Here is a 1,180-nt window from a genome sequence, read left to right as displayed (position 1 = left end):
ATTTAGACCAGTGAGCTGTTACGCTTTCTTTAAAGGATGGCTGCTTCTAAGCCAACCTCCTGGTTGTTTTGGAAATCCCACATGCTTTCCCACTTAGACGTGACTTGGGGACCTTAGCTGTAGGTCAGGGCTGTTTCCCTTTTGACGACGGACCTTAGCACCCGCCGTCTGTCTCCCGGATAGTACTCAATGGTATTCGGAGTTTGGTTAGGTTTGGTAGATCTCGCGACCCCCTAGCCCATCCAGTGCTCTACCCCCATTGGTATTCGTCCGAGGCACTACCTCAATAGTTTTCGCGGAGAACCAGCTATTTCCCGGCTTGATTGGCCTTTCACCCCTAAACACAACTCATCCGGTAACTTTTCAACGTTAATCGGTTCGGACCTCCAGTGGGTGTTACCCCACCTTCATCCTGGTCATGCCTAGATCGCCGGGTTTCGGGTCTAATCCGTCAAACTCAGTCGCCCTATTCAGACTCGCTTTCGCTGCGCCTACACCTAACGGCTTAAGCTTGCTTGACAGATTAAGTCACAGACCCATTATGCAAGAGGTACGCAGTCAGGCCTCAAGGACCCTCCTACTGCTTGTAGGCATTCGGTTTCAGGTACTGTTTCACTCCCCTCATCGGGGTGCTTTTCACCTTTCCCTCACGGTACTGGTTCACTATCGGTCATGCACGAGTATTTAGGCTTGGAGGGTGGTCCCCCCATGTTCAGACAGGATTACACGTGTCCCGCCCTACTCAAGTCCTGGATGATCGCTTTCGCATACGGGGCTGTCACCCGCTATGGCCGGCCTTTCCAAACCGTTCTGCTAACTCACATCCAGGCACTGGCCTGGTCCGCGTTCGCTCGCCACTACTTACGGAATCTCGGTTGATGTCTTTTCCTCCAGCTACTGAGATGTTTCAGTTCGCCGGGTTCGCTTCACCAAAGCTATGTATTCACTTCGGTGATACCCTTCCCATTTAACCCTGGGACCGGTTGCCCGATCGCAAGATTAAATGGTGAGGGTGGGTTTCCCCATTCGGAAATCGTCGGGTCAAAGGTTGCTCACACCTCACCGACGCTTATCGCAGCGTGCCACGTCCTTCATCGCCTGTGCATGCCAAGGCATTCACCAAATGCCCTTACCTCACGCTTGAGAGTCCACACCACCAACGACAACGCTGGGCTTCGAT

General features: G+C 53.0%; 1 rRNA gene (only partly in view). It reads right to left on the bottom strand.

The window, feature by feature from the left end:
* Nucleotides 1-1,143, bottom strand: a 23S ribosomal RNA gene (locus FHS96_RS29330); it reaches 1,627 nt to the left of the window's first position.
* Nucleotides 1,144-1,180 lie beyond the last annotated feature (37 nt).

This window comes from Sphingomonas zeicaulis (assembly GCF_050433225.1).
Classification (GTDB): Bacteria; Pseudomonadota; Alphaproteobacteria; order Sphingomonadales; family Sphingomonadaceae; genus Sphingomonas_D; species Sphingomonas_D zeicaulis.
This window is presented reverse-complemented; position numbering and strand designations above follow the sequence as displayed.